At 33.6% G+C, this 12,279-nt stretch carries 10 protein-coding genes; all 10 read right to left on the bottom strand.

Annotation, left to right across the window (positions count from 1 at the left end):
- Window positions 1-3: 3 nt before the first annotated feature.
- The 10 genes from ftsA to AABL81_RS01720 are packed head-to-tail and all read right to left on the bottom strand — an operon-like array spanning window position 4 to window position 12,277.
- The gene (gene ftsA, locus AABL81_RS01765; protein WP_158209502.1) at window positions 4-1,446 is read right to left on the bottom strand and encodes a cell division protein FtsA; all 1,443 of its coding nucleotides are present in this window, start codon (window positions 1,444-1,446) and stop codon (window positions 4-6) included.
- An 11-nt stretch (window positions 1,447-1,457) separates the two neighbouring features.
- On the bottom strand, window positions 1,458-2,195 hold the full coding sequence (locus AABL81_RS01760) for a cell division protein FtsQ/DivIB (RefSeq protein ID WP_158209503.1): 738 nt from the start codon (window positions 2,193-2,195) through the stop codon (window positions 1,458-1,460).
- Window positions 2,196-2,207: 12 nt separating this feature from the next.
- A complete protein-coding gene (murC, locus tag AABL81_RS01755) occupies window positions 2,208-3,554 on the bottom strand; it encodes a UDP-N-acetylmuramate--L-alanine ligase (protein WP_341340230.1) in 1,347 nt (448 codons plus the stop codon).
- 4 nt (window positions 3,555-3,558) lie between these two features.
- Window positions 3,559-4,650 (bottom strand): undecaprenyldiphospho-muramoylpentapeptide beta-N-acetylglucosaminyltransferase, encoded by a 1,092-nt coding sequence (murG, locus tag AABL81_RS01750; RefSeq protein WP_158209505.1) that lies wholly within the window; start codon window positions 4,648-4,650, stop codon window positions 3,559-3,561.
- A 12-nt stretch (window positions 4,651-4,662) separates the two neighbouring features.
- Complete coding sequence (locus tag AABL81_RS01745; RefSeq protein ID WP_158209506.1) at window positions 4,663-5,904, bottom strand: FtsW/RodA/SpoVE family cell cycle protein; 1,242 nt, start codon at window positions 5,902-5,904, stop codon at window positions 4,663-4,665.
- A gap of 9 nt (window positions 5,905-5,913) precedes the next feature.
- Window positions 5,914-7,245, bottom strand: coding sequence for a UDP-N-acetylmuramoyl-L-alanine--D-glutamate ligase (murD, locus tag AABL81_RS01740; protein ID WP_090404986.1), 1,332 nt, complete (start codon window positions 7,243-7,245; stop codon window positions 5,914-5,916).
- A 1-nt stretch (window position 7,246) separates the two neighbouring features.
- Complete coding sequence (gene mraY, locus AABL81_RS01735) at window positions 7,247-8,458, bottom strand: phospho-N-acetylmuramoyl-pentapeptide-transferase (protein WP_158209507.1); 1,212 nt, start codon at window positions 8,456-8,458, stop codon at window positions 7,247-7,249.
- 20 nt (window positions 8,459-8,478) lie between these two features.
- Window positions 8,479-9,933: a UDP-N-acetylmuramoyl-L-alanyl-D-glutamate--2,6-diaminopimelate ligase gene (locus tag AABL81_RS01730; protein WP_341340229.1), complete on the bottom strand. Its 1,455-nt coding sequence runs from the start codon at window positions 9,931-9,933 to the stop codon at window positions 8,479-8,481.
- Window positions 9,930-11,933 (bottom strand): penicillin-binding protein, encoded by a 2,004-nt coding sequence (locus tag AABL81_RS01725; RefSeq protein WP_341340228.1) that lies wholly within the window; start codon window positions 11,931-11,933, stop codon window positions 9,930-9,932. Before AABL81_RS01725 ends, AABL81_RS01730 begins: the two co-directional genes overlap by 4 nt.
- The gene (locus AABL81_RS01720) at window positions 11,924-12,277 is read right to left on the bottom strand and encodes an FtsL-like putative cell division protein (protein ID WP_158209510.1); all 354 of its coding nucleotides are present in this window, start codon (window positions 12,275-12,277) and stop codon (window positions 11,924-11,926) included. Before AABL81_RS01720 ends, AABL81_RS01725 begins: the two co-directional genes overlap by 10 nt.
- Window positions 12,278-12,279: the final 2 nt, after the last annotated feature.

Here is a 12,279-nt window from a genome sequence, read left to right as displayed (position 1 = left end):
CTTTTATTCTTGCTTTTCAATAAACTCTTTAATCTTTCTAAAAAAATTACCAAAGAAACTGCTTTCAAATTTCTCCGCAATCGGACTATTTAAAGACTCATCTTTTATTTCTCTTGGCTCTTTTGATTCTACAGAAACTCTTTCTGGTTCATTATACTGAACTGTTTCTGTTTGTTCTCTATTGCTTGCCACTGGCTTCACAACAATCGGCTCTACAACCTCTTGTTTCACTTCTTCTTTTTTAACCTCTTCTTGTTCTTCAACTAAAGAAATTGCTCCCTTAATCTGATTGCGGTTACTCTCCATCACTAAACCAACAGCAGTAGCATACAACGGACTTGATATCTCGGGATTTGAATCTCCTGCTAAATGTTCGTTTGGATATCCAATACGAGTATCTATTCCTGTTATATATTCAACTAATTGCTTGATGTGTTTTAATTCAGATCCTCCACCTGTTAAAACAATACCAGCAATTAATTTCTTCTGTGGATTTTCATATCCATAACTTTTAATCTCAGAAAATACCAATTGAATTATTTCCTCTACACGTGCGTGAATAATTTTCGATAAATTCTTTAAAGAGATTTCTTTCGGTTCTTTACCTCTTAATCCAGGAATAGAAACAATTTCATTGTCTTTATTTTCACCTGGCCAAGCAGATCCAAATCTTACTTTTAAAATCTCAGCTTGACGTTCAATAATAGCACATCCTTCTTTTATATCTTCTGTAATAACATTTCCTCCAAATGGAACTACAGCTGTATGACGAATGATACCATCTTTAAAAATTGCAAGGTCAGTTGTACCACCACCTATATCAATTAATGCAACACCAGCTTCTTTTTCTTCTTGACTTAATACAGCTTCTGCAGATGCTAATGGTTCTAAAGTGATACCACTTAATTCTAAACCTGCATCTTTAATACATCTACCTGCATTTTTAATCAATGCCGCTTGTCCTACAACAACATGAAATGTTGCTTCTAAACGACTTCCATACATTCCTATCGGCTCTTTAATACCTGGCTCACCATCAATTTTAAATTCTTGTGGTAAAACATGTATTATTTCCTCTCCAGGTAACATACTTAATTTTTGAACTTGGTTAATTAACTGTTCAATATCTTTGTCACCAATAACTTCATCAGGATTTTCTCTACTGATGTAGTCACTGTGTTGTATACTTCTAATATGTTGTCCTGCGATACCAACAACAACATTCTTAATTTTATATCCTGCTGCTGCTTCCGCATCAGCAACTGCGTGTAAAATAGACTGAATAGTTTGTAAAATGTTATTTACAACCCCACGTTTTACACCAAGACTTTTAGCTTTCCCTAAACCTAAAATCTCAAGTTTGCCATATTCATTCTTTTTACCAATCATTGCAACAATCTTAGTTGTTCCAATGTCTAAACCTACAGCTATATTTTCTTTTTCCATACTCCTTTTTACTATTTAGTGCATATCACTTGCTGGGTAAACTTCAGGTTTACTACTTTGTACTTATTTTGTTCAATATCTTCATTTACCATATACTGCACAAAAGCTTTATAATTCTTCAATTTTTTTTCTTTCTCATCAAATCCCCCAAACTGAATATCGAAATTATTTGTTCGACTCATCAACTTAAGTGACCTATCTGATTCTACAATAATCCCCGTAATGTCCTTTCTTAAAAATTCGTCTTCGTTTATCAATTCCAACATCTCTTTAAGGTCTTTTTCATTACTCTGGTTTACTTTTCCTTGCACCATAGGAACTCGATCCGAATAATGAATTGACAAAGGCATTCTCTGTCCATATTCATCTAAGTAATAGTTTTTAGAATCTTCAATGATTCTACCTATCGCTTTCTTTTGCCAAACATCAACAAATAACCTTCCATCAACTGTTAAATATACATCAGCATCCTTGATCAAGTCATTATTTAGCACCCCTTTTTCCAGATTATTCAAATCTAAAACAGTTCTATTTATCTCGGAAATTTTTGGAAAATTATTTTTAACCAAATCGCGAACTTCTGTAGCTGTAACAAAATGTTCTTCTCCTCCCTTAAATAAAACCTCAATGTCCGTAATCACACGAGAATCATTGCGTTTATTCGTGAATGAATATATAAATAATAAGACTAAACACAATAACAATATGCGAATATCTGACCATTTAATATTTTTTACCCACTTTTTCACTATAAACTAATCTTAATTTTCTAATTCTCTCTTTATTTCACTAACCATCTCACCAATATCTCCGGCTCCTATAGTTAAAATTACGTCTGCATCTATTCCTTTCAAATAATTAATTAATGATTCTTTAGCCACTAATTCCTTATTACTTGAAGTAATATCTTCTAATAATGCAGCAGATGTAATTCCTTCAATAGGCTCCTCTCTTGCAGGATAAATATCTAATAAAACAATATTGTCAAATGTTGATAACGCTTTAGCAAACTCCCCCATAAAATCTCTTGTTCTTGAGAATAAATGTGGTTGAAATACTGCCACTATCTTTTTGTCTCCGTATAATTCGTGCACTGCTTGACTAACGGCTAAAATCTCTGTTGGATGATGTGCGTAATCATCTATATAAATCAATTTCTCTGAACGCAATTTATACGAGAATCTACGTCTAACCCCTTGAAAACTTTCAAGTCCTTTTACCAATAAATCTTTATCAACTCTATAAGTATATGCCATAGCAAAAGCAACTAATGCATTTGATAAATTATGATGTCCTGGTAATCCAAAACGTACATCTTTTATTTCTTCTGTTGGTGTAATAATATCAAATACATACCATCCATCAACAATTTTAATATTTGCTACTCTAAATTTAGCATCTTCTGCAAAACCAACTCTTACTCCTTCTAAACTTACGCCATCAGCAGTAAAAACTTTTGTCTTATCTTCAACTTTGTCAGCAAAATCTTGAAATGCAGTTAGCATCTCATCTGCTGTACCAAAAATATCTAAATGGTCTGCCTCAGTCGATGTAATACATGCAGTGTTCGGATATAGCTTTAAGAAAGATCTATCAAACTCATCTGCTTCAACAACAGTAACTGTTGTACCGCTACCAATTAGATTCGTTTGATAATTCTCTACTACTCCTCCCACAAATGCTGTTACATCAATATTTGCTTGAAACAACAAGTGTCCCAAAATACTTGTTGTCGTAGTTTTTCCGTGTGTACCTGCTACAGCAAAGCAATAAGTGTCTTTTGTTATCAACCCTAATACCTCTGCACGCTTGCGGATATCGAAACCATTATCTTTAAAATAAGCCCACTGCTTATGACTTGAAGGAATCGCTGGTGTTATAACAACTAACGTACTCTCCTTGTCTTTATACTCTTCTTCTAATAATTCAACATTGTCTTCAAAATGAATGTCGATTCCCGCTTCTTCTAACTCATCTGTTAACTGAGTTGGTGTACGATCATATCCTGCAACATTCTTTCCTAAGAATTTAAAATAACGAGCTAAGGCACTCATTCCAATACCTCCTATACCTATAAAAAAAACGCTCTTTATCTTACTTATTTCCATAATCTTATTTCATTAAAGACTCTATTCGGTCTACTATATCTTTAGTTGCATTTGGCAAGGCTAATTTTTTAAAATTCTTACCCAATACTCCTTGGTATTCTTCATCAATAATTAAGTTACTAAAAACTTTAGTAAACTTATCATCAAGCTCACTTTCTTTTATCATTATCGCTCCATCTTTCTCCACAATGCTATTTGCATTCTTTGTCTGATGGTCTTCTGCTACATTAGGAGAAGGAATAAATATAACTGGCTTTCCTATTAAAGCAAGTTCTGATATTGATGATGCTCCTGCTCTTGAAATAACAAAATCTGCTGAAGCATATGCTAAATCCATTCTATCAATAAACGCCTTTACCTGAATATTATCTCCTTCATATTTTTTATACTCTTCAAAGTATAATTTACCACACTGCCAAATAACTTGAATATTACTCTGTTTAAAAGAATCAAGATTCTTTTCTATCAGTTGATTTATTCTTCTTGCACCTAAACTTCCACCAAGAACTAATAGTGTCTTCTTATTGTTGTCTAAACCTAAAAAAGAAATACCTTCTTCACGTTTTGCATTAACATCAATTAAATCCATTCGAACAGGATTTCCTGTTTTAAAGATTTTATCACTTGGAAAAAAACGTTCTAACTTATCATAAGCGACACAGATTGCTTTTGCTTTTTTCCCTAATAACTTATTAGTTATTCCTGGAAAAGAGTTTTGCTCTTGTACTACAGTAGGTATTCCTTTATCAGCAGCAACTTTTACGACTGCTCCACTTGCGAAACCACCTGTTCCAATAACAACATCTGGTTTAAACTCCTTTATAATCTTTTTAGACTTCCAAATACTACTAAGTAATTTGAAAGGAAAAGCAAGATTGTCTAAAGTTAGCTTACGTTGTATTCCAGAAATCCAAAGACCTTCAATCTTATATCCAGCTTGAGGAATCTTCTGCATTTCCATTTTACCCTTTGCACCAACAAATAATATTTCCGCATCTGCATATCTCGCCTTAATCTCATTTGCGATAGCTAAAGCAGGATAAATATGTCCTCCTGTTCCACCACCACTCAATATGACTCTCGGTGCTTTTTTCATTGTAATATCTAATTATATTAATTCTCTTTTTTCTAATTCTTGTCGCTCAAGATCTAATCGTTCTAACTCCTTTTGAATAGCTGCATCTCTTTCTTTCCTCTCTTCCTCCTGTGCCTTTACTTCTTGCTCTTTCTTAGTTACACTTAAGATAATTCCAAAAGCAAAACACAACATAATTGAAGAAGTTCCTCCACTACTTATCAAAGGCAATGTTTGACCTGTTGTGGGTAAAAATGATACTGCCACTCCCATATTAATTAAGGCTTGAAAGATGATATAAAATCCAAGACCAATAACTAATAATTTTCCAAACATTGTAGGTGCTTTATGTGATGCTATTAAAAATCTATAAAACAACCATAAATACAATCCTAATATCGTAAGTCCTGCTACCAACCCTAATTCTTCAACAATAATTGCATAAATAAAATCGGAAGAAGATTGTGGCAAGAAATTCTTCTGGATACTCTTTCCTGGACCAACTCCAAATAAACCTCCTGATGCAATAGCTATTTTTGCATTATCAACTTGATATAAATCTTTTGTTCCATCATCTGGTCCTGCAAATCTATCGATACGGCTAATCCATGTATCTACCCTATTAGGCATTGCACCTGGAAATGCTTTAGCTGCTAAAACGAATAACCCAAGCATTAATAATCCAGTCATCAAAATAACTACCAAATACTTCTTAGGATAAGGTCCTACAAACACAAGCAAGGCTGCCATACCAAATATCAATCCAGCAGTAGAAAAGTTGGCTGGTAAAATAAGTCCTACAACTATCATTACAGGAACCCACAACTCTAACACAGATGGCCAAAACTCAACAACTTTATCCTTTATACTTACTAAATATTGGGCAACATACATAATCAATATAATAGCTGCCAAAGCTGAAGGCTGAAACTGTACAAAACCAAGGTTTAACCATCTACTGGCATTGGCTCCATTAATTGTTTGCCCTTTTAATAATGTAACGAGTAAAAGAATTATAATAATTGGTATACCAAAAATCGATACTGCTCTAAAATATCTATAATCACGAGTATGTATAAACCACATTACTCCGAAACCAATACTTAAAAAAGTAAAGTGTTTTAATAAATATGAAAAAGTAGACTTCCCTGTACCAATGGTATACACCAAGTTAGTACTTGCACTATATACAGGTACAAACGAGAATAAGGCCAATAGTAATAATATTGTCCAAATGTATCTATCTCCATATAATGTTGGGAGAAACTTTTTCATTTTACTTTTCTATAAATTATTAACTTCCTCTTTAAATTGTCTTCCTCTATCTTCGTAGTTAGCGAATAAATCAAAACTTGCACAAGCTGGTGACAATAACACTGTATCACCACTTTCTGAAAAACTTTGTGCCATTTTCACAGCATCATTCATACTTTGTACTTCTACAAATGCATCAACTACATTTGCATAAGCAGTTCTAATTTTTTCATTATCTACACCTAAACAAACAATGCTTTTTACTTTCTCTCTTACTAATGGCATAAGCTCATCGTAATCATTCCCCTTGTCTACACCTCCAACTATCCAAACAGTTGGAGTTTTCATACTTTCAAGAGCAAAAAAAGTTGCATTAATATTTGTCGCCTTTGAGTCATTGATGTATTGAACATTATCAATCTTTTGGACTTTTTCCAATCTATGTTCTACCCCTTGAAAATCAGACAAACTTTCGCGAATACTTTGCTTTCTTATGCGTTTCAACTGTGCAACAGTCGTAGCAGCCATAGCATTCTTTACGTTGTGCTTCCCTTCAATACCAAGCTCATTAATAGGCAATACAATAGTTTCCTTATCCATAGCTACAATAATATTTTGCCCCTCTAAATAAGCTCCATATTCTAATTTCTTTGTAATAGAAAATGGCACTTTTTTAGCAGCAGTTTTATGATTTGATAACCAGCGCTGAATCTCTATATCGTCATAATCATAAATCAAATAATCATCGGTGGTTTGATTCATTGTAATCCTAAACTTAGCATCGATATAATTCTCATACTTATAATCATATCTATCTAAGTGGTCAGGACTAATATTCGTGATCACTGCTATATGTGGTCTGAATTGCTTAATTCCATCTAATTGGAAGCTACTCAATTCTAACACATAGCATTTATTTGGGTCAACAGCTACTTGTTTAGCATAACTGTCTCCTATATTTCCAGCAAGACCAACATTTACTCCTCCATTACTTAACAAATGGTAAGTCAACATTGTTGTTGTTGTTTTTCCGTTACTACCAGTAATTGCAACCGATAATTCTGGATTAAAAGCATAAGCAAACTCAATCTCAGAAACAATCTCAATATCTGCTTGCTTTATTTTTTGAATAATAGCTACTTTATCAGGTATCCCAGGACTCTTAACTACTATATTACTATTTAAAATAATATCTTCACTATGCTTTCCTTCTTCCCATTGAATCTTATTTTCCTCTAATAACTGTTTATATTTATCAGCTATTTTTCCGAAATCTGAAACAAACACTTCATACCCTTTACTCAAGGCTAATATAGCTGTACCAACGCCGCTTTCTCCAGCTCCTAAAACAACTACTTTCATACTATCTAAGTTTTAAAGATACTACACAGAATACCCCTAAAAGGATTGCTATAATCCAAAAACGAGTAACTATTTTACTTTCGTGATACCCTTTCTTTTGAAAATGGTGATGTAATGGTGACATTAAGAAAATCCTACGTCCCTCACCATATTTCTTCTTTGTATATTTAAAATATGAAACCTGTAAAACAACTGATAAGTTCTCTGCTAAGAAAACACCACATAGTACAGGAATCAATAATTCTTTTCTAACAGCAATAGCCATTACAGCAATAATTCCACCAATAGTTAAACTTCCTGTGTCTCCCATAAATACTTGTGCTGGATAAGTATTATACCACAAGAAACCTATGAGGGCACCAACAAAGGCGGAGATAAACACAGTCATCTCTCCTGAGTTAGGAATGTACATTACATTTAGATAAGTTGACAATACAACGTTACCAGATATAAATGCAAAAATTCCCAATACTAATGTTGAGATTGCGGAAGTACCAGCGGCCAAACCATCGATACCATCCGTTAAGTTTGCTCCATTTGAAACAGCTGTAACAATAAAAATTACAATTGGTATAAAAATTAACCAAGCATATTTTTCATATCCATCTCCTAACCACGAAAGCAATACACTATAGTCAAATTCATTATCCTTTAAGAACGGGATTGTTGTAGCTGTAGATTTAACATCATACTTACTAACGACTGTTTCCACTAATGTTCTATTGGCTGGCATTTCACGTACAGTAACACTTGGACTAAAATAAAGTACAGCACCCACGATTAGACCTAATCCTACTTGACCTATAACTTTAAACCTTCCTTTTAATCCTTCTTTATCCTTTTTGAAAACCTTAATGTAATCATCTAAGAACCCAATTACTCCCATCCATACTGTTGTTAATATCAACAATAGCACATAGATATTATCTAACTTAGCAAATAATAATACAGGAATAAGTGTCGCTATAATAATGATAACACCTCCCATTGTTGGTGTACCAGCTTTTTCTTTTTGTCCTTCAAGTCCTAACTCACGCACAGTTTCACCAACTTGCATATTATGTAAAAACTTGATAATCTTCTTTCCGTATATAATAGAGATTAATAAAGATATAATCAATGCCATTCCTGAACGGAATGTGATATACTGAAACACCCCTGTTCCAGGAATCTTAAAAAACTCTTCTAAATACTGAAATAAATAATATAACATAACCTAATACTTCTTCTAATCTATTGTTCTAAAAAATCAGTTACCGTCTCTAAGTCATCAAAATGACTTCTCACACCTTTAATCTCTTGATAAGACTCATGTCCCTTACCTGCAATTAAAATTATATCTCCAGGTTCAGCTTGTTGACAAGCAAGCTTTATGGCTTGCTTTCTATCTTCAACAACAATCGTCTTCATCGTATTTTGTGGCTCTACCCCTTTTTCCATATCCTCTAAAATCATATAAGGATCTTCAAAACGAGGGTTATCTGAAGTGAATATCACTTTGTTACTCATTTCAGATGCTATTTGCGCCATTTCAGGACGCTTTGTTTTATCTCTATTTCCACCACAGCCAACAACTGTAATTAACTTTTCATTGAAACTTCGGATAGAATTAATTGTTTCAATTACATTTTTCAACGCATCTGGCGTATGAGCATAATCTACAATTGCTGTTACTTTCTTAGAAGAAACAATAAACTGAAATCTACCTGCTACACTGTATAATTTACTTACTTCAAGCAAAGCATCATCTTCAGAGATCCCTAATTCAACAGCTGCTGCGTAAACAGCTAATAGGTTATATGCATTAAATGCTCCTATCAATTGAACCCATATTTCTCGCTGATTCACTTTCATCAACATTCCTGAAAACTGACTTTCTAAAATCAGTCCCTTATAATCAGCAACTGTTTTTAAAGCATATGTTTTCAACTTTGCTTTTGAATTCTGAGTCATTACTAACCCGTTCTTATCATCAACGTTTGTAATCGCAAAAGCCTTTTTCGACAATTGGTCAAAAAAAGCTTGTTTCGCATTTCTATATTCTGCAAATGTTTTATGATAATCTAAATGATCATGTGTCAGGTTTGTAAAAATCCCTCCATCAAAATCAAGACCGAATGTTCGCATTTGAACTATTCCATGTGAACTAACTTCCATGAAACAATAATCACACCCTGCCTTAACCATCTCATTCAAATACTTATTAATAGTCAATGAGTCTGGTGTAGTATGTGTAGCTTTATGTGCAACACTACCTACCTTGATAACAACAGTTGATAACAACCCTGCTTCATAACCTAAATTTCTAAATAAGTCATATAATAACGTAGCGATTGTTGTTTTTCCATTAGTTCCCGTAACACCAACTAATTTTATTTTTGCAGAAGGATTATCGTATAAATTACTCGCAATTACTGCTAAAGCCTTATTGCTATCTTCTACAACTATATAAGTAATATCTTCTTGTTTCTCCTCTGGCATTATTTCACAAACAATAGCCTTAGCCCCTTGTGAAATTGCTTGTTCAATAAACTCGTGTCCATCAACTACAGAACCAGAAATAGCAACAAACAAACAGTTACTGCTCACCTTACGTGAATCAAATTCAACTGCTTCTATCTCAAGATCCATTGATCCTGATACAAGTTTTAATTCTGCTTTATATAGTAAATCTTTTAATTTTTTCACGATAGTTCTAATACTACTTTTTGTTTTTTATTTATTTTTTCTCCAGCAATTATTGATTGCTTTTTCACTTTTCCAATTCCTTTTACAACCACTTCTAATCCTAAATTCTCTAATAAAGGAACAGCGTCCATAACATACATTCCTTGTACATTTGGCATTACACCATTAGGGTCGTTAATTTGAGTATAATAATCCTCATATGTTGCATCGATCACATTTGGTACTGCATCGATGTTTTTCAATTGCTTTGTAGTAGGCACATCCGTATAGATCTTTTGAGCAATTCTTTTAAATACTGGCCCAGAAACGTCTGCTCCATAATAACTCTTAGTTCTATCCGGTTTATGAATTACTACAATACACGAATACTTAGGATCATCTACTGGAAAATATCCTGCAAAAGAAGATGAATAATACATATCCTTCCCTTTTCCTTTTCCATAATTAACCTGTGCTGTACCAGTTTTTCCCGCCATTGAAAAGTTGGGAGAACTTAATTTTCGTCCTGTACCTTTTACAACAACGTTAGCTAAAACATTCTGCACTTGTTTTATTACCTCTGGAGAAGCTATTTGTGGGTTTAACACCTCCTTGTCAAATTGGACTACCGTCTTATTGAACTCTTTTACTTCAGAGACAAATTGTGGTCTAACCATCTCTCCATTATTTGCAACAGCATTATACAATGTCAATGTATGCAATGGAGTAATAGATAATCCATAACCAAATGCCATCCACGGTAAAGCTAATCCACTCCATCCCTTAACTCCTGGTTTAGGAACATAAGGTACTCCTCCTCCTTTTATTGATATATCCAAAGCTCTATCCATCCAAATAGAACTGATATAATCAGTAAACTCGCTTGGCTTATTTTTAAATCCTTCATTTACAGCTTGTGTAATCACTGTATTTGAAGACACTTCAATACCTCTTGCTAAAGATATCTTTCCATATCCACCCCATTTAGAATCTCTTACACGGGCATTATAAAATTTCACAACACCATCATAAGTATCATAAATACGCGCTGTATCTGACTTTCCTTTTTCTAATAAAGCTAACAATGATGCTAACTTAAAAGTAGAACCAGGTTCGTGCTTTTCTCCAACAGCATAATTCACTGTCTCATAATAATCTCCACTTTCAGAACGTCCTAAATTAGAAATAGCCCTAATTGCTCCTGTCTTCACTTCCATTACTACAACACAACCGTGGTCTGCACTGTAATATTCCAATTGCTTTAACAAAGCGTGGTGCGCAATATCTTGTATATATACATCTATAGTCGATACTATATCTTGTCCATCAATTGGTTCAATCTCATTTTCATCATTAATAGGCTTCCATTGATCTTTACCCAAACTCTGCATCTTACGTCTACCATCAACTCCACTCAAATAAGATGTAAATGCTCCTTCGATCCCAACTCTACTAAAAGTATTGTCTTCAAACTTACGCTCATACCCAATCGTACGTTGCGCAATCTTCCCTATCGGATGTTGTCTCACTGTTTTTTGTAATGAGATAAAACCTCCTTTATAAGGTCCTCTTCTTAACAAAGGAAAATCCTTTACTCTTACATATTGCGTATAACTCAACCCTTTTGCTATAAAAACATATCGGCTTCTATTCTTACGCGCCTTTCTAAGCATATTTTCATAATAGCTCGAAGGCTTCTTAAACATTACAGATAAAGAATCTGATAATGGCTTTACATTATCATAAAAATCCTTTTCCGCTGGTGCTACAGCATCAAAACGAATTTCAAAGACCGGTACAGAAGTTGCAAGCAAACTTCCATCAGAAGAATAAACATTCCCTCTATTTGCCGGAATATCCACTTCTTTAATTCTTGTTTTATCTTGTGCTTTCGCTCTTAATTCTTTTCCTTCAATTCCTTGAATTTGAACTAAGCGATAGACAATTCCTCCTGCCATCAGTAATACAAATGCAGAAACAAGATAAATATTGATGTAAATATTTTTACCTTTTACTGCCATAGCTTACTCCAAAAACTTTTTTTTACTTTTTCAATTGAAACTTTAATTTTCATTGGAGGCGTTTCTGATGGAAAAATCCCATCCTCTTCCAAATTCTTTGTAATTGTTGACTCCATCTTCAATTCCATCAATTCTGATCGTGTATCAACAAATTCTGCACGCAACATTTTCACATCGTGTGTAAGCTTAGCTATCTTAAAAACTTTTGACTCATAAGATTGCGTATTTCCAATTAACAATAAACTCAGAACAATAACATAGATAATAAAAGCCCAAGTCTTAGCAGAACCTTCATTTACAAGGATCTTAGCTTTGATTATATCTTTTGGACTTGTTATTTTCATTT

Source organism: Myroides sp. C1519, from assembly GCF_038039755.1.
GTDB lineage: Bacteria > Bacteroidota > Bacteroidia > Flavobacteriales > Flavobacteriaceae > Flavobacterium > Flavobacterium phaeum_A.
The sequence above is the reverse complement of the archived record's forward strand: the minus strand, read 5'-3'. Positions and strand labels throughout refer to the sequence as shown.

What these genes read in the sequence shown, in the direction of transcription:
- AABL81_RS01745 (WP_158209506.1), bottom strand. Translation starts at nt 5,904, where the DNA reads ATGAAAAAGTTTCTCCCAACATTATATGGAGATAGATACATTTGGACA.
- murD (WP_090404986.1), bottom strand. Translation starts at nt 7,245, where the DNA reads ATGAAAGTAGTTGTTTTAGGAGCTGGAGAAAGCGGCGTTGGTACAGCT.
- AABL81_RS01725 (WP_341340228.1), bottom strand. Translation starts at nt 11,933, where the DNA reads ATGGCAGTAAAAGGTAAAAATATTTACATCAATATTTATCTTGTTTCT.
- murG (WP_158209505.1), bottom strand. Translation starts at nt 4,650, where the DNA reads ATGAAAAAAGCACCGAGAGTCATATTGAGTGGTGGTGGAACAGGAGGA.
- AABL81_RS01720 (WP_158209510.1), bottom strand. Translation starts at nt 12,277, where the DNA reads ATGAAAATAACAAGTCCAAAAGATATAATCAAAGCTAAGATCCTTGTA.
- mraY (WP_158209507.1), bottom strand. Translation starts at nt 8,458, where the DNA reads ATGTTATATTATTTATTTCAGTATTTAGAAGAGTTTTTTAAGATTCCT.
- murC (WP_341340230.1), bottom strand. Translation starts at nt 3,554, where the DNA reads ATGGAAATAAGTAAGATAAAGAGCGTTTTTTTTATAGGTATAGGAGGT.
- ftsA (WP_158209502.1), bottom strand. Translation starts at nt 1,446, where the DNA reads ATGGAAAAAGAAAATATAGCTGTAGGTTTAGACATTGGAACAACTAAG.